This window comes from Clostridium sp. ZBS15, assembly GCF_023845705.1.
Classification (GTDB): Bacteria; Bacillota; Clostridia; order Clostridiales; family Clostridiaceae; genus Clostridium; species Clostridium aquiflavi.
This window is the reverse complement of sequence record NZ_JAMQHY010000031.1, coordinates 23,604-45,315: the sequence shown is the minus strand read 5'-3', so window position 1 is coordinate 45,315 and position 21,712 is coordinate 23,604. Positions and strand designations below refer to the sequence as shown.

The following is a 21,712-nucleotide window of genomic DNA, read 5'->3' as shown; positions in this document are numbered from 1 at the left end:
ATACTTTAAACTAATGAATAAATTTGTTTGTAATAGGATAGATTATAAATTGTATTTTTAATTATAAAAGTGAAAGGATTAAATTATGAACACGAGAAAAATGAAAGTAATTAAATTTATAATTTGTCTTACAGTTATATTTAATTCAATAATTTTAATAGCAAATGCAAATTCTAATAAGGTATTTGAAGCATATGTTGATGGAAGGCTAGTAGGTTATATTTATGATAAGAAAGAATTTAAGCAAATGTATAGTGAGGTTAATGATGAATTAAATAAAAGACTAGGTACTGATTTAGTACAAGATAAGAAATTAAGATTTAAGACTAACAAAGAAAATATAGAAAAATCTAGTGAAGAAAATATTAAAAAGAATATAAAGAAAATCATTAATGATGAAGTTGATGCAAAGTTAATAAACATAAATAATAAAGATTACGGAATAGTATTCAATGAAAATGAAGCTAGTGATGTTTTTAAAGATTTCATAATGCAAAATTTAAATAAGTTTAATATAAAATTAGATTCTGTACTTAATACTGAGATTAATGCTAATGTAAAATACTCAGATGTTAAAGTTCCAATTTCAAATGTAAATGATATTAAGCAAATAGTTGACAACATGATAAATGATGAAAATATAAAAGTAGATGTTAAAATTAAAGAAGAAAAAGAAGTAACTGTAGCGCCTAAAACACAAATAAAAAGAGATGATTCTATGTATATAGGAGAAAGCAATATCAAAGAAGGTGAGACTGGTAGCAAAAAAGTTACTGCTGAAGTTACTTACCGTAATGGAGAAAAGCTGAATGAAAATATAATTTCAGAATATGTAACAAAAGAAGCTAAAGATAGGATTGAATATAGAGGTAGCAAAACTCCAATTGGAACTAAAGCAACATTTTTACAATATCCAACTAGAGGTAGATACATCACATCTAAATTTGGTCCAAGATGGGGGAAGACTCACAATGGAATAGATATAGCAGGGAATACAGGGGACCCTGTTACAGCGGCTTTTGATGGGGTTATTGAAGACGCTGGAGTTGTAAGCGGATATGGTAATATGATTAAAATAAAACATGAAGATGGATTAGAAACACTTTATGGTCATTTAAGCTCAATTCATGTGAAGAAAGGACAAGAAATAAAAAAAGGAGATGTTATTGGTGCTGTTGGTAGTACTGGAAGAAGTACAGGACCTCATTTACATTTTGAATTAAGATCAAAGGGAACTCCAATAAACCCAGAGTCATATATAAAGCAATAAATAAAAGGATCTATTTTAAATGTGTGTTGATATATGCAATAGGTAAAAGTGGCATATATCAACACTCTACTAATATATAGAGCCAAATAAAAAAATAATAAATACTAAAAATATTTATAGTATTTATTATTTTTATAATTTATGGCATCAATATATCAATATTTATAATGCCTTCACCACAAATATTTTTAGGAATATCATCAACAGGATCACATGCAACTTTTAATAATGAAGTTAAATCATTAAAAGTTAGTTTAGGATTATTTTCAAATAGCAAAGCACATAATCCACTAACATATGATACGGCAAGTGATGTTCCGGTAAAAGTTTTATATGGTGCTTCAAGCTTTTTAGGATAAATCTTTAAGCCATTTTTTTCACTTAAGTAATTAGTATCACTGTTCAATGAAACTATATTTACACAAGAAGCAGATAAATTAGGCTTTCCAGATTTTCCAAATGGACCTGATGAAGAAAAGGTATATGGCTTTATTATTGGAGTAGTGCTGTCTAAGCCTGCAACTGTAATACAATTATCACACGTAGATATTCCCATAATAGAAGACGAGTTATTTAATGTACTTCCACTAGGTACTATAGGAATAACATTATTTAATATTGCATATTTAAATGTCAAATCAAAGCAAGAGATGATAAATGTATTATGACTTAATAATTCAAATGGTAGACATAATACTTTTATGTTATTTTCTTTAGAGATTTCTACTAAAGATTCTATTGAATATAATATGTCAGAAGCAAAACCCTTTCCTAGTTTATCAAAAGCTTTATAACAAAATAATTTACTTTTATGTGCTATTCCTTTGTACATATTATTTGAGGCAAGTCCACTACTACATAAAATGCCACTAGTTGATGTACCGTGACCATTATCATCGTATGGATAATTAAAATCATTAATTAAATCAACAAATAATGATATTTTATTGCTAGGAGATATTAAATCAGGATGTGGAAATACACCACTATCTACAATCCCAATTCCTACACCAGCTCCTGACAACTTATATTTCTCTGAAAAGTGTACTTTGTTAGCTGTAGCAACACTCATACCGCAAAGAAATAAATATTCGTCTAAATAAACTTTTTCTATTTCTGGATATTCAACAATTCTTTCAATACCTTTAGAAGTTAAAGTAGCACTTATTAAATTAGAACATTTTATAACATGATGTAATTTACCTTTATATGATGTAACTTTTTTCTCTATAGAGGATTGAAAATTTTTATATTTTATCAGCACTCGATAATTTTTATAACAATTATTAGACATATAGTGTTTTAAATTAGGATCTAGCTTATTTTTATATGAAAATGCAAACATATTCTTCTCCCAATTATTTATTTCAATATATAGTATATGAATAATAGGTGTTTTGTTAATACACAAGTTAACTAAAATATTTACAATTATATTTAGAAATATATAATATAAGTATTTATATAAAGAATAAGACTAGAAAATAAACGTTTCTCCAATATCAATTATCTTTATATTATTATCTTTTAAGTTTTTTAATATCAATTCAGTTTCATTGAAATCTTCTAATGATATTATAAATGTTTTATAGTGAATAGGTATCATTACTTTGGAATTCATCATTTTAAACATTTCATAAGATTCAAGAGGAGTACAATGCATATGAGAAAATCTTTCTGGAATATAACATCCAACTGGCATTAAAGCAATATCAGATACAATTCCTTTAAAATTATCAGTAAATGCAGTATCACCAGCAAAAAAAACTTTTTTATCGTTTCTTTCAATCAGATAAGATAAGCTTTCATCATCAATTCCTACATAAAATCTTCTTCCATCATGATTTGCTTCATATGCAGTTATTTTAATATTATCATCTTCATAGGTTTCATCAGGATGCAAAAGAAATACATTTTTAAATCCTAATAATCTAAGGATTTTCTTATATCCTTTAGGCGCTATAACAATAGCATCTTTATTTAGTTTACTAAGAGATGGAAAATGCATATGATCCATATGTCCATGAGATAGAATTATATAATCTATTTTTAAATCTTTTAAGTAATTAGGTTTTTGAACAACTCTTTTAAAATAACCTAATACATCGGATAATACAGGATCAGTTATAATTACTTTTCCACTTAAGTTTATAACTGTTGTAGCATGACCAAACCAATTAACAGAGTTAAATTGTAGTTGATCAAATTTAATAGCATTTTTTTCTTTAAAATATTCCTTTAAATTGTTGTTAGTTAAATTAAATAAAAAATTTATATTTTTAAAAAAATTTGACATAGAAGGTCCTTTCTATATTTAAATGATTGTTTTATTTTGGATATTTTTTAGTAGAGCACTGATATATGAATAAGTAAAGCTTAGCAGAATTATCAAAATTAAATTACAATGCCACTTTACCTATTCCATATATCAATTACCGTATTTAAAATATGTAATTCAAAAATATTATACAACGATTAAATTAGTGTTTCCATTTAAATATTATAATTCCAACTATCATAATTGCTATTCCTAAAAATTCATGAAGTGTAAATTTGATTTTTTCAGTGCCAAACAATCCAAAGGCATCAATTATTCCTGCTGCTAAGAGTTGAGCTATTAATATAGTACCTATACCAAAGGTAGTACCCATTCCACCAATGCTTTTCATTACAGTAAATATAATAACAACTCCAAGTGTTCCTCCTAAAAGAAATATCTTATTAGCATTTTTTATATTAGAATAACTCCCTTTTCCACAAAAAAAAGATATAACTAAAGTTAAAATTAGTCCAGTAAGCTGTACTATAACATTTGTTTCCCAAATTCCTATTTTTTCACCTAATTTTGTGTTAAATACGCCTTGTAAACTCATTGAAATTCCAGAAATTATAGCATATATTATGCCCATCATAAAAATCACCTCAAAAATATTATGTCCTTACTATGAGGTAAATATTAAGGTTATAAAAAAATGTGAAGGTGATTTTTGGAATTATAAATTATATGATTTATAATTTTTTAAACAATAAAAAAAGTAGCTCCAAATTAAAGAGCTACTTTTTCATACGTATTTTTAGAAAATTCATTTTTTAGTTCAGTTTGAGTAAATCCTAAGGTTATTGCTAAACTTAAGATGTCTTCGAATAAAGTAAGGTAGTGATCTTTTGATGGTGATATAATTAAATCGTTTATATCAATATATAAGTTTAAAAATTGATCACTTAAACAGTAGTCATTAGGTTTTACATCAATCTCAGTTATATCAGAATAATTATTATCTAGTCCGATAGTAATAATTTGCGATAAACAGGATACATATTTTCTAAATACAACTTGCATATCTATAAAATTGTTAGTATCCATCAAGTATTTAAAGCATTTAGTTTCATTAGCTAGTTCGCTAATCTTAACGTTGAATTCCAAATATTTTCTAGTTTGAATCTTACAGTCATCTAATTGATTATTTAATGTTAAATTTTTATTTATTATTCTTTGAGTTTCAAAGAGGTCTTTAACATTCATACTGAATCCCCCTACTTTAATAAATCATTATTTTTATTTTACAAAAGTTTTAAAATAAAAGAAAGTGGAGAAAACGAATACAATAAAAAATATTTTTAATTTTCTTAAAAATACAAAAAATAATAGTAAAAGGGAATGATTAATTATCAAATTCTCTTTTACTAAAACAAATAAATATATTTAAAATTTTTTTAAAACAAATGATTTTAACGGTAAATCTTTTTTAGATGTAGGTATTTTCCAAACTTCTATTTTTTTAATCTTTAATTTTATATAAGGATTATTTTTATATAGGTATGGAAAATTTAACTTTATATCCTGCTTTTTATAGTCTTTTGATATATAACCTAAATTTGATAGAGAAACAAAATTTTCATCAAATGTTTTAATATTAAATCCACTTAAAATAAGCATGTCACTAAGAGCACGAGAAATTCTCTTAATATATCCTCTATTATCAATCCTTAAATTAACGCTTCTAGTATTATCGTATACATAAACAGAATCCAAAGCATCAATCCTAAAAACTTTATATGGCGATATAATTTTGTTTATAATCGGATAAAGTTTATCGAAATTAGGATTATCAACAATACATAAAGGAATAAATGGCATAGGTGAATTTCTATTGCCTCTAAATTTTTTTGACATATTTTTTTGAATAGGTGAAATTAATTGATATGTTTCATCATCAAATACCGCAACTATATAATACTTCATGTAAACCTCACAATCTAAACTAATGTCTTGCTATTACAAAGTTTTAATAAATTATAACACAATAGAACAAATAAAAAAATAGAAGAATAATTAAAATATGAATGATAATAATAAAAATGTAATTAAGTAAATAATTTTACATAATACCCATAATTTATATCGTTAAAATTTGACTATATTACATTTAATATTATAAAAAGGAAATTTATTAAGTAAAATGTTTAAAAAACTATTAATATAAGGAAAAAAATATATTTAAATAAATTAAGTTTATGATATAATGATAAAAGTAGATTTTAATAAATATAATAGGACAATAATGTCTAATGAAAATATAGATATAATCAGGAGTTTGACGTATTTAAATATAGATTTTATGAATAGGGTGAATTCGATGGAAAGATTGATAATAAATGGAGGGAATATTCTTAGAGGTTCTGTTGAGATCAATGGTGCTAAAAATGCAGCTGTAGCAATATTACCAGCAGCAATAATGGCCAGTGAAGGAAAATGTGTAATTGATAATATACCAGATATTGAAGATGTACATTGCCTTGAAAGAATATTAGAAAGTTTAGGTTGTAATACAGTAAAAATAGATAATAATACATTAGAAATAGATAGTACAAATGTAAGTAATTTTGATGCTTCAACTGAGGATGTAAGAAGAATGAGAGCCTCTTATTACTTTATAGGAGCTTTATTAGCAAGATTTAAGCAAGCAAAGGTTGTGTTACCTGGTGGATGTCCAATTGGTGTTAGACCTATAGATCAACACATAAAAGGATTTGAAGCTCTTGGTGCAGAAGTTACTATAGAACATGGTGCTGTAATAGTAAAAGCAGAAAAATTACAAGGAACAAATATATTTTTTGATGTAGTATCAGTAGGTGCTACAATAAATGTTATGATTGCAGCAACATTAGCAGATGGTGTTACTACTCTTGAAAATGTGGCAAAAGAACCACATGTAGTTGATGTAGCTAATTTTTTAAACTCAATGGGTGCAAATATTAAAGGTGCTGGTACTGATGTTATTAGAATACAAGGTGTTGAAAAACTAAAAGGTTGTTCTTATAGTGTTATACCTGACCAAATAGAGGCTGGTACATTTATGATAGCAGCTGTTGCAACTCGTGGAGATGTTTATGTGAGGAATGTTATTCCAAAGCATTTAGAATCAATTTCAGCAAAACTTAAAGAAATGGGTGCAGTAATTGAAGAAGATGATGATTGTATAAGGGTTTGTGCTAGTGATGAACTAAAAGCAGTAAACGTAAAGACCACCCCTTATCCAGGATTCCCGACTGATATTCAACAACCTATGTCAGCTTTATTAAGCGTTATTTCTGGAAAGAGTATAGTTACTGAGTCTATATGGGAAAATAGACATAAACATATAGATGAACTTAAAAAGATGGGCGCTAACATAAAAGTTGAAGGTAGAGTAGCTATTATTGAGGGTGTTAAAAGACTTACTGGAGCAGTAGTAAAAGCAACTGATTTAAGAGCTGGAGCTGCTATGGTTATAGCTGGTTTATTAGCTGAAGGAAGAACAGAAATAACAAGTATAGAACATATAGATAGAGGATATCCACATATAGAAAATAAATTAAGAGCTTTAGGAGCGGATATAAAGAGAACTATAGTAGAATAGGGTGGCTTTTTATGTTATCATAGGAGGAATTTAAATGATATTCTGTTCTTTATACAGTGGAAGCAGTGGGAATAGTATGTTTGTTGCTTCTGAAAAATCAAAAATATTAATAGATGCTGGACTTCCAGGTAAAAGAATTGATGAAGCATTGAAATCAATAAATCAGTCACCAAATGATTTAGATGGTATTTTTGTAACACATGAACATAGTGATCATATAAAGGGTGTTGGAGTTTTATCAAGAAAATATGATATACCAATATATGCAAATGCCAACACTTGGAGTGCTATGGAATCATTAATTGGAAAGATAAAAGAGCATAATATAAAGGTAATTGATAAAAGATCAGTTACTCAAATTAAAGACTTAGATGTGAAAGCCTTTAATATTCCTCATGATTCAATATCTCCTATGGGTTATACTATTGCTAACAAAAATAAAAAAGTTAGTGTAGCAACTGATTTAGGAACATTTACAAAAGAAATATATGATAATATTAAAGAATCAGAAATTATTTTACTTGAAAGTAATCATGATGTCAGTATGCTTAAATATGGACCATATCCGTATAGCTTAAAAAGAAGAATATTAAGTGAGATAGGACATTTATCTAATGATGATTGCGGTGAAGCTATTGTAGAAATATTAAAGAATGGCTTTAATAAGAAGGTTATTTTAGGACATTTAAGCAGTACTAATAATCAACCTGATTTAGCATATCAAACAGTAGTTAATGTATTAAGAGAAAATGGAATTAATGAAAAGAATGACATAACATTAACTATGGCAAATAGACATGAACCTAGTGAATTTATAGAATTTTAAATTGGTTACTATAAAATAAATTTATAAATATAAAACAAAAGCAACATTAAGGGAGGATTTTAAAAATGAGTTTATATACAGATTGGACTAATATGGTTGTAGACTATGTAAAAACTAAGGGAGAAAATGCTTTCTGGCAAGAATATAGTAAGTTAGAAAAAAGCATTTATAAAGATTTATTAGCAAAACATAAAGAACCTAAGAAGACAACAATTGCTGGTTTAGCAAAAGAATATGATTCTTCATTAGAATTTATAATGGGATTCATTGATGGAATAAATGATAGTTTAAAAAATCAATATGATTTAGAAAATTTAGATGAAAATACTGAATTAGTATTAGATATTGATTTAGAAAATTTATATTATAATATGTTAGATGCAAAAGCTGAATATCTTTACACTTTACCACAATGGGATGGAATATTCTCAGAAGAAAAGAGAAAAGAAATTCAAAAACAATTTAGAGATTCTAAAATCATTAGAAATAATGAAAAAGTTGGAAGAAATGACGATTGTCCATGTGGAAGCGGAAAGAAATATAAAAAGTGTTGTGGTAAATAGTTTTCTAAAAAGGGATCTACAATGATCCCTTTTATTTATATATAGAAAATTTTAATGGACAACCACTGTAAAAATATATAAGAATTTAAATTCATAATCAACTATGTTTCTTTTGGGTATTAGTTGATAAATACAGTAAACCTTTTATTAATAAAAGATAATATACATTTTAAAATTAAGTGAAAATATTATAGGGATATTATTTGATTTCCATATGGTAAATTTTGTATAATGATATTATGATTTATACTCAATATGATTGATTGGGATTATAAATACAATATAGCGTGGGGTGATAATATGGACAATAATATTATGTTGGTAAATGAACAAAAAATATTAAGAACAATAGATGAGTTAAGAAAAAGTAATATGAATGGGTATTTTGCTAAATCTAAAGATGACTTAATAGGTATTATAGAAAATATAATAGAACCAGGTAATAAAATTGCATTTGGAGGATCAATGACCTTATTTGAATGTGGGGTTATGGATTATCTTAAGAATGGAAAATACAATTTATTAGATAGAAATAAACCTAATATCACACGTGAAGAAGTAAATGAAATATACAGACAAGCATTTCTTTCAGATGCTTATTTCACAAGCTCAAATGCTATTACTGAAAAAGGTGAAATTTATAATGTTGATGGTAATGGTAATAGGGTAGCAGCTATTCTTTATGGACCAAAAAAAGTAATAATAATTGCAGGCGTAAATAAGATAGTTCCAACTATAGAGGATGCAATTAAAAGAAATAAAGAAGTATCAGCACCAGCAAATACAAAAAGATTAAACAAGGCTACACCATGCTCAAAAATAGGAAAATGCATGGACTGTAATAGCAAAGAAAGAATTTGTAATGAATACACATTAATTAAGAGACAAATTGATAAAGATAGAATACATGTAATATTTATAAATGAAACTTTAGGCTATTAAAACAGAATTGTGTTTTAAGTGTATATTAGTATTTTAGTATAGGTAGAACTTTTAGTTTTATATCTTAGCTTGTAGAAAAGATTAAATTTTACGAGCTTATTTTTGTACTAAAATATTAATAATTACCTAAAATATAAGGTGAAAATAAAATAGATTATGAGACTAAAACTAAGGAGAAAATATGAATATAACAATTATTTCAGTAGGAAAACTTAAAGAAAAATACTTGAAACATGCTATAGATGAGTATTCTAAAAGATTATCTCGTTATTGTAAATTAAATATAGTGGAGCTACAAGATGAACAAACTCCAGACAATGCGTCTGAAAAGGACGAACTCATCATAAAAGATAAAGAAGGCAATAAGATTTTAAATTCTATAAAAGATAATATGTATGTAATTACATTAGATCTTAAAGGTAAGATGATGTCATCAGAAGAACTATCTAAATTCATTGATAATTGCGGAGTAAGAGGTAATAGCAACTTATGCTTCGTAATTGGAGGAAGCTTAGGTTTAAGTGAAGCTGTTTTAAAAAGATCTAATCATAGTCTTTGCTTTAGTAAAATGACATTTCCACATCAACTTTTCAGAGTTATGCTATTAGAACAAATATATAGAGCGTTTAGAATAAGTAACGGAGAACCGTATCATAAGTAAATGCGAACTTTACTAAAATTGGATAGAAATAAGATATACTTATTAAAATAAGTATATCTTATTTTTTATACTATAATTCTGTGCTTTATGAAAAATAATTTTAATAAAATACAGAATAGCTGAGTAATTTAAAGTCTATATATAGAAAAAAATATACTATATGAATAAATTATTAGTTATTTGTGAAAAATAAATGTTGATCTTTTCCAAAAATTAAATTATAATATAAGTATAATTAAAAAACGTATGTACGTATGAAAATACTATATTGATAACTCACGATAAGAGATATAAAAACAAGAGAGAGAGCGTGTATAGATGATAGAAAAAACAGTATGTGAGCTATTTGCAGGTGTTGGGGGCTTCAGATTAGGGTTAGAAAAGGCTTCTAAAGAATGGAATACAGTTTGGGCAAATCAATGGGAGCCAGGAAAAAAGGTACAACATGCCTTCGAATGCTATTGTAGTCACTTTGGAAATAGTGAGAATCATGTAAATAAAGATATAGGAGAGATTGATAAAAGTACAATACCTAATCATAATTTACTAGTAGGAGGTTTCCCTTGCCAGGACTATTCTGTTGCGAGAACAGGTGCAAAGGGAATAAATGGAGTAAAAGGTGTACTTTGGTGGCAGATAAGGGAAATATTAGAGAAGAAATCACCCAAATTTGTGTTGCTTGAGAATGTTGATAGATTATTGAAGTCTCCTGCAAATCAAAGAGGTAGAGATTTTGGAGTTATGTTAGGATGCTTTAATGATTTAGGATATAGTGTGGAGTGGAGAGTTATTAATGCAGCTGAATATGGATTTGCACAACGTAGGAGAAGAACGTTTATTTTTGCATATAAAAATACTACAAAGTATTTTAAACAAAGATATAATGACACAAATAAAGATATAATCAATAAAAGAGGCTTTTTTGCTACTACTTTTCCGATTGAAGAATGTACAAATATAAATGTTAAGGAACTTGAATATAATGATATTTATGATATATCAGATAATTTTAGTTATGAATTCTGCAATTCGGGATTAATGCATAATGGTGAAATTGCTACAGTTAAGGCGACTCCAATATTTGAAGAATCAGTAACAATTAGGAATATAATTGATACTAATGTTGATGATAAATATTATTTAGGTGAGGAACTTTCAAAATGGCAATATTTAAAGGGTTCAAAAAAAATAGATAGAGTAAGTAAAAGTGGTCACGCTTATACTTTTTCAGAAGGACCAATAGCATTTCCAGATCCAATAGATAAGCCAGCTAGAACTATGCTTACAAGTGAATCTAGTGTTAATAGAAGTACACATGTAATCGAAGACCCAGAAACAAAACAACTACGACTAATTACTCCGTTAGAAGCTGAAAGAATACAAGGATTCGATGATAATTGGACTAATACAGGAATGCCTGAAAAGTTTAGATATTTTTGTATGGGTAATGCACTAGTTGTAGGCGTTGTAGAGAGAATGGGAAAAACATTAAATGAAATTTTTGATAAAGAATAGAAGAAATACTCTTTTGTATTTCTTCTATTTTAATTATATTAGGAAGTCTTCATTTAATTGACTTAATATATAACTATTGTTTATCCAAAAACTTTGAGTAGTCATCCATTGACCATCTGGGAGTTCATTCGCATCACGATAAATATTTCCAATGATACTACCATCTTTAAATAAATAAGCACTTTTTTGAGCATGTGGTCTAACATGGACAATAGAATTATCAGATTTTTTAGGGAGATTATTAGAAATTATTATTGATCCATTTTTATTTTTACTCATTGTAAATTTGAGTCCATTAAGAATAGTGTTACGAACATTATTCCAACCACTATACACGGTATTATTTAAATCATAATATGGCATATTCCAAAGCTGACTGCCTTTTAGTATGTAGCTATTTCCCTCCTTTTTATATATAACAAATAGGAAAGAGGTTTCGTCAAAGTATGTAAACAAATCTGAATCTTCCCAATCTTGATTAATCAAGTCCTTAAATTTAAATGCAGGGAAAGACATACTTTCTTTCATGCACATATTTTCTTCTATTCTAATTGCTTTTACAACAATATTAGCTTTTACAAATTCTTCAGCTTGATTAGATTTTATGCCTAACATTCGATAAGTTAAATCAATCCATTGTGATTTATTATTATTGTATTCTCTATTAAATAGCATACATAATTCCATATCAGACATTCCCATGTAGGAATTGATTTTTGATATTATATATTCTTTAAAACTTGTACCACTTAAAACATCAGGATTTTTAATTATTGGTTCATATGTAGTTTTATTTGGTATAATAAAAGTATTAAGTACATATGTCATATATGATGTTTTAAATGAAAAAGCTCTAGGTTTTGCAGGAATATCAGAAAAAGGTTGTCCTCTTCTATTGGAAGAAGAAGAAGATTTTGTAGCAGCTCCTAAGTAAACAGTATCTGATTCTGAAAGTTCATGAGCTTTACCAGATTTTATTTTGCTAATAATAGTTTCATAGTCATCTTTTATTATTTTTATATCTTCTTTAGTTGGTGAAAATAGTTTAGAATAATTTATTTGATAATCTAGGCGATTACTAATACTTTTATTATATAAATAGTATACAAGTAATATTAATTGACACTTATTCCATAGATGGCTTGAAAAGAAATCCTCATGAACTACCTCAAAATAGTCAATCATAGTTATGATTAAACGTTCTTTAGCTGAAATAGAATTATTTTTATTAATTTTATATGGAGTTACTTTAAGCTCTACACCAGCTTTATCAAAATCAGCATTTGAATCATTATTACATTTATAATGAAAAAAACACTCCTCAATTAGTTCACCTAAGCCACCTTTACGTTTTTTATTTTCATGAGATATTCCATAGTCAGAAGAATCTTCATTAATTAATGTGTTATTGTAATCTTGTTCAAGTATGTCAGCAAAAGTTTTACCAATAAGATTTTGTGAATATGCTTCAATGCTTAGAGGATTAGTTTCATCATATTCCCTAGCTACCATAATAATTTCCTCCTGTTAATTGTAAAATTATACATACAATTATACTATAATATGTGTTTTAAGTAATGTATAAATATATATTATTATTAAGGGAAAATAATCAAAAGGAGAAGAATAATATGTGCAATCAAAATATAAGAATAAAAATAGTGAAATTCCTTCAATGGAATGATAAAAATGGATGTTATACTGATGAAAACTGTGATATTGAAGGTGTAGAAAAAATGTCTTATGAAGATGCAGTAAAATATTTCTTTGGAGTTATAAATGAAGATTTCTACTACAACATTACAGACAATATTTTTGAGCTTACATATGAGGATGCAATAAGATATGCAAAAGAAAATAATTTGTATGATAAAACAATCAATAAGCTTAATACATTAATCAATGCAGAAAATCTTGATAATACATTATATAGAAGCTTATTGGATTAAATATTAACGATAAATATATATTATAATAATAGATTAATATAAGTAAAGGTAATACTTAGAGCAATAAGAGCTTTGAGTATTACCTTTTCTATTTTGAGGAGGAATTGAATATGAAGAAATTATACAAAGTTGTACAACTAGAGGAACTAAAAGAAAAATACTCAAAGGAGATGCTAAAAGAAACAGAAGAAATAATAGTACTATTAGATGAAAACTATGGAGCTAATAGAGATGTAGACAAAGATTTAGGTGGTTACATTGCATTATTGGAATCAAAAAAAGATGTTTCGGAAATAAAAGATAATAGTATAAAAGGACTACTTCCAGAGTATACAGATATTATAAAGTGCGATGATGGTATTGATTACTATTCATCGCTTTTTCTATTATCCGATGATTATTCGATTGTAGTATTTTCAACTAAGGAGCTTCATGAAATTCTAATAGAAAAGGAGTTGTAATTGAAATGGCAAAGCAAACTGAAACTAAAATAATAAAGGAAACAAGCTATTGCAAAATCTATAATAAAGTAAGCATAGAAGATGATGATTACTATAGTTGTATAGAGAGGATAGAAGTCAAAGAAAAAAAGCGTGAGGAGATACGATTTGCATTGTACAAAGATACAATAAGAGGAGATAACAGATACATTCCCAAAAGTCTTGATGTAACTGAAATACAACTGTTGGAGCTAATAAAAAAGGCGATACAAAACAAAGTGTTTTCAGATGAATTCATTGATATCCTGAAACAAGAATTGAGTAATAACAAAAAATCCTAATTGCTAAATTAATAGTGATTAGGATTTTTCTATGTAGAGCTTATTAATAGGATAAATTCTACAAAGTTTATTTTACTATAAAAAAGTAGTCAGATGTAATAAAAAATTGATGTTAATAAATAATATTTTCTAAAAGAAAATAGTAACAAGATAATTAAAGGTACTATGACTATTACTGGTGTAATTATTGCAGTATTAGTAGCTAATTATATCTATGAAAATACTATAAATAATGACCAAGAAGAATCTGAAGACAATCAAATTGATTCGGAAACAATACCAGAAAATCATGAAGAAAATACATCGTATAAGTATTATGATACTGCTGATAAATTTTTAGGGTATTATTTCCAACGATTAGAATAAGTGATTTAAGTGATGAGGAAAAACACGAAAATATAGACAGATATAATAGAGAAATAAATGAACTCAAAGATAAATGTAATGATTTGTGGGAAGAAAAGAAATCTTGGTACTGCTCAAATCCAGAGTATGATTCAATGGAAGAAAAAATAAATGATACATTATTTGCAATAAGTGAAAGGGAGAGATATATTGAAAATATAAATATTTCTTTAGATAGTGACAACTATTTTTAATAAACTTGATGTACAAAAAAATGTTATCACTTACTACTGATACGGTGAACCGTACCATAAGTAAATGAAGTTTATAGCCTTAGGCATTGATATAACTTGTCTAAGGTTATTTTTAAACTGAAAATACTGTATCATAAGTAATGATAAATTAACAAAATATGTTATAATAAAATAGAAAAATTTTTAAGTGATAGACAAAATAATAATTTATTTGAAATGTTAGATAAAGTTTTATATAAATAACTTATTGGGGGGATTGAAAATGAAACATATAGATAAATTAAAAGTTGGTAACTCTATTGGTATTTTTTCACCATCATCACCAATAACATATTCATGTCCTGAAAGATTTGAACGAGCAAAAAAATATTTACAAGAAAAAGGATTTAATATTATAGACGGAAATCTTACAGGGAAAAATGATTTTTATAGATCTGGAAGTATTAAAGAAAGAGCAGAAGAATTAAATGAGTTGATTAGGAATCCAGATGTTAAATGTATTATGTCTACAATTGGAGGAATGAATTCAAACTCTATTCTTCCTTATATAGATTATGAAGCATTTAAAAAAGATCCTAAGGTCATAATAGGTTATTCAGATGTTACTGCAATACTGCTTGCTATATATTCACAAACTGGAATAAATACATTTTATGGACCTGCATTAGTTGCATCATTTGGTGAACTACCTCCATTTGTAGATTATACATATGACTATTTTAAAGAAATTATTATAGAGGATATAAAATTTCCTTATAGTTTTAAAATGCCTCAATTTTGGACTGATGAATATATTAATTGGAATACTCAAGATAGAGGAAAAGAAAATAGAAAAAATAGTTGGATAACGGTTTGTGAGGGCGTCGCACGTGGTAGAGTTATTGGCGGAAATTTAAATACAATGCAAGGAATATGGGGCAGTAAATATATGCCTAAAATAAAAAATGGTGATATACTCTTTATAGAAGATTCGTTAAAAGATATTGCTACTATTGAAAGAAGTTTTTCTTTTTTAAAGATAAATGGTGTATTTGATAAGATTTCTGGAATAATACTTGGTAAGCACGAGTTATTTGATGATTTAAAAACAGGTAAAAAACCGCATGAAGTTTTATTAGAAGTTTTAGTTGATAAAAAGATACCATTTATTGCAGACTTTGATTGTTGTCATACACATCCAATGTTTACATTACCTATAGGATGTAAGATTGAACTTAATGCTACGGAAAAGAAAATATCAATTATAGAATAGTAGAATTAATGAAATATTATTTTATAAAGATGAACTCCCTATAAATGTATAATATGTATAAGATGTTATAATTTCTGTCCTAATAAAGCACAAATGACGAATAAAACAAAAAATATAGTCAAGTATGTTAGATATGATGGACCTGAAGGGTTAGGAATTAGAACTACATTTAATAAAAATAAATAAAAATGTTTAATTTATATAAAAATTTGATATAATATAAATAAGAAAAGCTTAGTGCGTCAACACTAAGCAATCTTTAGAACAAAAGCAGATAACCCAAATCTTAGATTTGGTGTTAGTCGCTTTCACAGCGTGCTTATTTTGTTTTAGGGCTATTGGATGAATTAAATAAAGATTTAATTAAGAGTGAAGCACTATTCTTTGTCGGATGGGTGCTTTTTCTCTTTGCCATTAAGTTCTATATGAATACCAAGAAATTTAATCTTGATAACTAACTTTGAATAAAAATGATAACTTAATAATGTACCTAAGTAATGGAGGAGAACCAAGTCCAGATGGAACTGGAGGAGGTTCTCTTCCTTATTTTGTTTTCAGAATAAATTTAAATTATTTTGAGTGACAAGATAAAATTAAAAAATATTTTAGCAAGATATTAATTGGGTAAGCCTTGTGGGTTTTTGCAATGATTTTTAGGAATTAAGGTTTATTTAAGCTTATATTAAAGATTGAAGTTTATTCAAAATATATAATATTAGACAAATAGTAAATCTACTTCATGTACCAAGAGAGATAACTATCAAATTTATTGATATTGAAGATAAATATATAAGTATAGAAATTTATAAAAATGAAACGCTAGTATTTTGTACAAATTTTGAAGATTATGAACAAAGTATGACTAGAATTGAAAAGTTTTTGAGAATAAATAAAGGAGTTATTATGATTAAATTAAAACACATTAATAAATATTATGGTGATTTTCATGTTACCAAAGATTTAAACTTGCATGTAAAAAAAGGAGAGATATATGGTTTAATAGGAAAAAATGGTGCAGGTAAGACAACTATTTTTAAAATAATCCTTGGTTTATCAGATTTTTCAGATGGAGAGTTGTCTATCAAAAACAGTAAGAATTATTCTGAACTATTAACTAATAGAAAAAAAATAGGTTTCTTTATAGGAAAAAACTTTTTTGACTATCTTGATGCAAAAGAAAATTTACAATATTATCGTAAATTAAAAGGTATTAAGGATAAGAAGGAAATAGAACGAGTCCTTAAAATAGTTGGATTGAATACTACTAAAGCAAAATACAAATCTTTTTCAATGGGAATGAAACAACGATTAGGAATTGCAAGTGCATTACTTGGAAATCCAGAGATTCTTATATTGGATGAGCCGACAAATGGACTTGACCCTCAAGGAATTGTAGATATTAGAAATCTGGTAAAACAACTGAATCAGGAATATGGAATGACAATTATTGTTTCCTCACATATATTAGGTGAACTTGAACATACTGCAAATAGATTTGGCATTGTGCATGAAGGAAAAGTATTACGTGAAATTACTCTAGACGATTTAAAAAGTGAATCAGATACTATCCAAATAAGTGTAAATGACATAGATAGAACTAGAGAAATTTTAAAGTCAAATCATATTGAAATTTTAGCAGAAAAATCTTCTACTAAAACTTTAGAAGATTATTACTTTGAACTTGTGGGAGGGAAAATAAAATGATTAATTATATTCTAGCTGATATTCGTAGGATTAGTCGTAAGCAATCATTTATTTATACACTAGGTGGATTTATTGGATTGTTTCTACTAATGATTTTTATATATTATAATCCAACATTTAATCAGAATGCATATCTTGAAAAAACAGATACATTTTTAGGTTTCTTTCCATTGGTTATGGGACTTTCTATTTTTTTATCAATTTATTATGATGATTTTAAAAGCAAGTCTATGCAGATTGCCATTGGATATGGAATTTCAAGAAGTAAAGTTGTTTTAACAAAAATTATTGAAGTGGCTATACTTTCACTCTTATCAGCATTATTGTTGGGAATTGTGATTTTAGTTATTCCAATATTTTTAAAAATGTCTTTATCAAGTAAAGAAATATTTACAATTATTTTAGGCGTTGGCGCAGAAGCATTAAGAATTATTGGATATATCAGTATGTCAACTATATTAGTTTATTATTCACAAAATGCAATGATAGGTACTATATTCTACGTTTTGTTATCATCAAAGACTGTTATGCTAATTTTAGCGACTATTTTAGGGCAAGGTTTTATTATAAATTCAATTGGGGACTTGACTAAATTCATGTATACAATAATTTTATATAAAGAAAAATTATCTTTCATTGAAACAGGAAGTTTTGACTTTTTAATCATAGCAGGAATTTTGGTATATATTGTATTACCTACCATTATTACAATAATAATGTTTAGAAAAAAAGAATTAGAATTTTAGGAGGAATAATTATGAAAAAAATAATAGGAATTATTGCTATAGTAATCATTATATCTGGAGCATTTTGGGCCAAAGGATACTATAATAGTAAATATGTTGTTTCAGATACATATTACACTCAAATACCATTAGATGAAGTAAATGAGGATTCATGGTTAGTTGATAATAAAGGTGAAAAGCAAGAAAAAGGAAAATCATATGATTTAATTGGATTTAATAAAGAAGGAAAAGAAAGAGAAGTTCATTTTTTCAAACGAGGTACTGCTAAAGATTACTATGAACCAGGAACTTATATTAAAGTAGATGTAAGCAAAACTATTGAATTAGATACCAATGTAGTTGAAAAGCATAATGTTCCAGAAAAGGCTCTAGAAAAAATTAGTGAAAAAGGTACTAAGAAATAAATTATTATTTTATTTCTTTGATAAGTCCAAAATGGTTAATAGGTGTCAGCTTTAAGTTGACACCTAATTTTGTAGATATTACTTGGTTAAAGCTACTTTTATGAACAAAAATTAGAGAATATCTTAAGATATAATAGTAAGGCAAATTACCAACTAAAATTCACAATAATGTATATATTACNNGTAATATATACATTATTGTGGTATAATTGTTTCCGGAATAAAAATATATACTAATTTAAGAAGGGGTAGATAGCAAATGAAAAAAAAAGTAATAGCCTTTTTTTGCGGAGTAATTTGCACTCTATTAATAGTAGGGTGTAGTGGAGGCAGTAAAGTAAAAGAATTAACAGATCAGGATACAAAAACATATGCAGAACAAATGAAAGAAGATCCTTTATCTGGAGATATTAACTTGAATGGGGTCAAGTTATCGTTGCCTATTAATGTAAAAACGTTGGCTGATAATGGATTTAAATTTAATGATTATGATCATAAGTCACAAGAATTAGAAAATGATTATTATGTAGATGATATAATAATGGATGATGGAAAAAAAGGTGAGGATACTAGAATTAGGGTAACAATTTATAATAATAGTGGAACAACAGTGAAGTTAGATGATGCTAAAATTGGTGAAATCAAAATTAAAAAAAGTAAAGAACCTTATAAGAACACTGTTGTATTACCTAAAGGTATTACTTTAAATTCAACTTATGATGATGTTATAAATGCATATGGTAAGCCAAAAGTAGATTATATGAATGAAGCTGGTTTTGTTAATTACTTTACAAGCGATATTGGGGAATATGGTCAAAAGATGGAAATTTATTTTGATAAAACTACAAAAGTAGTTAATTCTATAGAATTAAAAAATATACCATATCAGTAATTAGTAAAGATAAAATCTGACATTAGTTCAATAAAAGTTTTTTATTGTTTCTGAGGATATTATAAATAAATGATGCTATTTTACTAAAATAATTGTATAATAATTATGAGAGACTCTCGCTATAAGTATGGGTTTGTTACTTACATATAGCTAGTGTCTTTCTTTGTTTTTTGTAAAGAAATAAATATAAGAGTTTATTTTAATAATATAATTTATGAGGGCAGTGAATTTGTATAATGCCCTAAAAAGGAGAAAAGATGTTATTTAAAGATTTAAATATAATAGAACCAATTCAGAAAGCTTTAACAGAAGCGGGATACACAAATCCAACACCAATACAAGAACAATCAATTCCATCATTATTAAAGGGAAAAGATTTTCTAGGATGTGCACAAACAGGTACAGGTAAGACAGCAGCTTTTGCTATTCCTGTTTTACAAAACATAGCAAAAAATCAAAAGAAATCAGATGAACCAAGAACAATAAAAGCTTTAATATTAGCTCCAACTAGAGAATTAGCAATTCAAATAGAAGAGAATTTTACTCTTTATAGTAAGCATACTAATATTAAAAATACAGTAATCTTTGGTGGAGTATCACAAAAACCCCAAACTAGAATATTAGGTGAGGGAGTAGATATCTTAATTGCAACACCAGGTAGATTACTTGATTTAATAGATCAAAAATATATTGATTTAAGTAATGTTAAACATTTTGTGTTAGATGAAGCTGACCGTATGTTTGATATGGGAATGGTTCGTGATGTTAAGAAAATAGTAGCTAAGTTACCAAAGGTTAGACAAAATCTTTTATTCTCTGCGACTATGCCTTCAGAAGTTAAGAGCTTAGTAAACAGTATTCTTAAAGATCCAGTAAAAGTTGAAGTAGCACCTGTTTCATCAACTATAGATACTATTACTCAAGGAGTATATTTTGTTACAAAGAAAGATAAGAAGTCTTTACTTGTTCATCTTCTTAAAGATGAATCTATTAAGTCATTATTAGTATTTTCAAGAACAAAATATGGAGCAAATAATATTGTAAAAGATCTTGCTAAGACTGGAACTGAGTCTCAAGCAATTCACGGTAATAAGTCTCAAAATGCAAGACAACTTGCTTTAAGCAATTTTAAAGAGGGGAAAATAAGGGTTTTAGTAGCAACTGATATAGCTGCAAGAGGAATCGATGTAGATGGATTATCACATGTTATAAATTATGATTTACCTGACGTACCAGAAACTTATGTACATAGAATTGGAAGAACTGGTAGAGCTGGACATAGTGGTGTAGCAATATCGTTTTGTGATGTTGATGAAAAAAGTGCACTTAAGGATATTGAAAAGACAATAGGAAAAAACATTCCTGTAATGAAGAATGTTGAATTTGAAAGAATAGTTATAACTAGAGAACCAGCTCAAAAGAAAGAAGCAGATAAGAAGACTACTGATGCTAATAAAAAACCAAGAAGAAATTGGTATGCTGATAAAAGAAGAAGCCAAGGCAATGGTAGTCAGCAAGGAAAGAGACAAAGTGGTAGAACTCAACAAGCTAGATAGAATATAAGTATATGATAAGTTTGTTGTAATACATATAAAAATTACCGATAGTTAGAAGAAAAACCTAAACTATCGGTAACTTGTTTTTATTTAGCCTGTTCAGGTATACTTATACATGGATTAATACGTGACTAAAGTATAAACATTTATTT

The 21,712-nt window shown here is 26.9% G+C and carries 24 protein-coding genes; 18 read left to right on the top strand and 6 right to left on the bottom strand.

The features are described 5' to 3' along the window. The first annotated feature begins 85 nt into the window (after positions 1-85). Positions 86-1,270 carry a peptidoglycan DD-metalloendopeptidase family protein gene (locus tag NG904_RS09200; RefSeq protein ID WP_252231251.1) on the top strand — a complete coding sequence of 395 codons (1,185 nt, stop codon included), beginning with the start codon at positions 86-88 and terminating at the stop codon, positions 1,268-1,270. A gap of 139 nt (positions 1,271-1,409) precedes the next feature. On the opposite strand, the gene NG904_RS09195 is transcribed toward NG904_RS09200, so the two are convergent. The 5 genes from NG904_RS09195 to NG904_RS09175 all read right to left on the bottom strand — a co-directional run bounded on the left by NG904_RS09195 (position 1,410) and on the right by NG904_RS09175 (position 5,513). Beyond that, the gene (locus tag NG904_RS09195; RefSeq protein WP_252231249.1) at positions 1,410-2,615 is read right to left on the bottom strand and encodes a S8 family peptidase; all 1,206 of its coding nucleotides are present in this window, start codon (positions 2,613-2,615) and stop codon (positions 1,410-1,412) included. A 132-nt stretch (positions 2,616-2,747) separates the two neighbouring features. Further along, positions 2,748-3,566, bottom strand: coding sequence for an MBL fold metallo-hydrolase (locus NG904_RS09190; protein WP_252231247.1), 819 nt, complete (start codon positions 3,564-3,566; stop codon positions 2,748-2,750). Positions 3,567-3,750: 184 nt separating this feature from the next. After that, positions 3,751-4,182 carry a DMT family transporter gene (locus NG904_RS09185; protein WP_252231245.1) on the bottom strand — a complete coding sequence of 144 codons (432 nt, stop codon included), beginning with the start codon at positions 4,180-4,182 and terminating at the stop codon, positions 3,751-3,753. A 134-nt stretch (positions 4,183-4,316) separates the two neighbouring features. Continuing rightward, on the bottom strand, positions 4,317-4,793 hold the full coding sequence (locus tag NG904_RS09180) for a dUTP diphosphatase (protein ID WP_252216411.1): 477 nt from the start codon (positions 4,791-4,793) through the stop codon (positions 4,317-4,319). Between the two features lie 180 nt (positions 4,794-4,973). Beyond that, positions 4,974-5,513, bottom strand: a complete 540-nt coding sequence (locus tag NG904_RS09175) for a hypothetical protein (RefSeq protein ID WP_252216413.1) — start codon at positions 5,511-5,513, stop codon at positions 4,974-4,976. 394 nt (positions 5,514-5,907) lie between these two features. Here NG904_RS09175 and murA point away from each other — a divergent pair, with 394 nt between their 5' ends. The 6 genes from murA to dcm all read left to right on the top strand — a co-directional run bounded on the left by murA (position 5,908) and on the right by dcm (position 11,677). After that, a complete protein-coding gene (gene murA, locus NG904_RS09170; RefSeq protein WP_252231244.1) occupies positions 5,908-7,170 on the top strand; it encodes a UDP-N-acetylglucosamine 1-carboxyvinyltransferase in 1,263 nt (420 codons plus the stop codon). A 34-nt stretch (positions 7,171-7,204) separates the two neighbouring features. Further along, positions 7,205-7,996 (top strand): MBL fold metallo-hydrolase, encoded by a 792-nt coding sequence (locus tag NG904_RS09165; protein WP_252216419.1) that lies wholly within the window; start codon positions 7,205-7,207, stop codon positions 7,994-7,996. Between the two features lie 65 nt (positions 7,997-8,061). Continuing rightward, positions 8,062-8,559, top strand: coding sequence for an SEC-C metal-binding domain-containing protein (locus NG904_RS09160; RefSeq protein WP_035783332.1), 498 nt, complete (start codon positions 8,062-8,064; stop codon positions 8,557-8,559). Between the two features lie 300 nt (positions 8,560-8,859). Then, positions 8,860-9,501, top strand: a complete 642-nt coding sequence (locus NG904_RS09155) for a lactate utilization protein (protein ID WP_252231242.1) — start codon at positions 8,860-8,862, stop codon at positions 9,499-9,501. Positions 9,502-9,682: 181 nt separating this feature from the next. Next, entirely contained in the window at positions 9,683-10,162 is a 480-nt protein-coding gene (rlmH, locus tag NG904_RS09150; RefSeq protein ID WP_053342617.1) for a 23S rRNA (pseudouridine(1915)-N(3))-methyltransferase RlmH, read from the top strand. Between the two features lie 321 nt (positions 10,163-10,483). Continuing rightward, positions 10,484-11,677, top strand: coding sequence for a DNA (cytosine-5-)-methyltransferase (dcm, locus tag NG904_RS09145; protein ID WP_252231298.1), 1,194 nt, complete (start codon positions 10,484-10,486; stop codon positions 11,675-11,677). A gap of 33 nt (positions 11,678-11,710) precedes the next feature. Here the strand turns inward: dcm and NG904_RS09140 are convergent, their stop codons facing one another. Beyond that, positions 11,711-13,189, bottom strand: a complete 1,479-nt coding sequence (locus NG904_RS09140; protein WP_252231241.1) for a Sau3AI family type II restriction endonuclease — start codon at positions 13,187-13,189, stop codon at positions 11,711-11,713. A gap of 119 nt (positions 13,190-13,308) precedes the next feature. On the opposite strand from NG904_RS09140, the gene NG904_RS09135 reads away from it, so the two are divergent. The 11 genes from NG904_RS09135 to NG904_RS09085 all read left to right on the top strand — a co-directional run bounded on the left by NG904_RS09135 (position 13,309) and on the right by NG904_RS09085 (position 21,560). Further along, complete coding sequence (locus tag NG904_RS09135; RefSeq protein ID WP_252231240.1) at positions 13,309-13,626, top strand: hypothetical protein; 318 nt, start codon at positions 13,309-13,311, stop codon at positions 13,624-13,626. Between the two features lie 110 nt (positions 13,627-13,736). Beyond that, on the top strand, positions 13,737-14,087 hold the full coding sequence (locus NG904_RS09130) for a hypothetical protein (protein ID WP_252231238.1): 351 nt from the start codon (positions 13,737-13,739) through the stop codon (positions 14,085-14,087). 5 nt (positions 14,088-14,092) lie between these two features. Then, positions 14,093-14,407 carry a hypothetical protein gene (locus NG904_RS09125; RefSeq protein WP_252231236.1) on the top strand — a complete coding sequence of 105 codons (315 nt, stop codon included), beginning with the start codon at positions 14,093-14,095 and terminating at the stop codon, positions 14,405-14,407. A 165-nt stretch (positions 14,408-14,572) separates the two neighbouring features. Continuing rightward, positions 14,573-14,773, top strand: a complete 201-nt coding sequence (locus NG904_RS09120) for a hypothetical protein (RefSeq protein ID WP_252231234.1) — start codon at positions 14,573-14,575, stop codon at positions 14,771-14,773. Between the two features lie 83 nt (positions 14,774-14,856). After that, on the top strand, positions 14,857-15,006 hold the full coding sequence (locus tag NG904_RS09115; protein WP_252231232.1) for a hypothetical protein: 150 nt from the start codon (positions 14,857-14,859) through the stop codon (positions 15,004-15,006). Between the two features lie 262 nt (positions 15,007-15,268). Then, positions 15,269-16,258, top strand: a complete 990-nt coding sequence (locus NG904_RS09110; RefSeq protein ID WP_252231230.1) for a S66 family peptidase — start codon at positions 15,269-15,271, stop codon at positions 16,256-16,258. A gap of 858 nt (positions 16,259-17,116) precedes the next feature. After that, positions 17,117-17,962 carry an ABC transporter ATP-binding protein gene (locus NG904_RS09105; RefSeq protein WP_252225717.1) on the top strand — a complete coding sequence of 282 codons (846 nt, stop codon included), beginning with the start codon at positions 17,117-17,119 and terminating at the stop codon, positions 17,960-17,962. Next, positions 17,959-18,708, top strand: coding sequence for a hypothetical protein (locus NG904_RS09100; protein ID WP_252216435.1), 750 nt, complete (start codon positions 17,959-17,961; stop codon positions 18,706-18,708). The genes NG904_RS09105 and NG904_RS09100 overlap by 4 nt, the downstream gene beginning before the upstream one ends. An 11-nt stretch (positions 18,709-18,719) precedes the next feature. Further along, a complete protein-coding gene (locus tag NG904_RS09095) occupies positions 18,720-19,112 on the top strand; it encodes a YxeA family protein (protein WP_252231228.1) in 393 nt (130 codons plus the stop codon). A 259-nt stretch (positions 19,113-19,371) separates the two neighbouring features. After that, positions 19,372-20,004, top strand: coding sequence for a hypothetical protein (locus NG904_RS09090; RefSeq protein WP_252231226.1), 633 nt, complete (start codon positions 19,372-19,374; stop codon positions 20,002-20,004). 257 nt (positions 20,005-20,261) lie between these two features. Next, a complete protein-coding gene (locus tag NG904_RS09085) occupies positions 20,262-21,560 on the top strand; it encodes a DEAD/DEAH box helicase (RefSeq protein WP_252216440.1) in 1,299 nt (432 codons plus the stop codon). Positions 21,561-21,712: the final 152 nt, after the last annotated feature.